This window comes from Empedobacter sp. UBA1574 (assembly GCF_002322895.1).
GTDB classification, from domain to species: Bacteria; Bacteroidota; Bacteroidia; order Flavobacteriales; family Weeksellaceae; genus Empedobacter; species Empedobacter falsenii_B.
The window spans coordinates 2851-3098 of record NZ_DCOI01000022.1 but is presented as its reverse complement, the minus strand read 5'-3'; positions in this window follow the sequence as shown (position 1 = coordinate 3098).

Below are 248 nucleotides of genomic sequence, written 5' to 3'. Positions count from 1 at the left end.
TCCAGTGGAGCTTAGGTATAATGCTTACAAGTCGGTCAATAACGACTACTCGCTAAATTCATTTCTGCTTCTTTTATCGTCAGTCAGAGTGACGTTTGTAAAACGTTGTATCGAAGACTTAGACGATAAATAACAATTACTCGCTAAATGCTTAACTATGTTCATTTTTACCTTGACGCAAAAACGAACCAAAAACGTCAAGACTGCGATTTTCGACGTTCAATTCTCATCTCACGCACTAAAAAGAT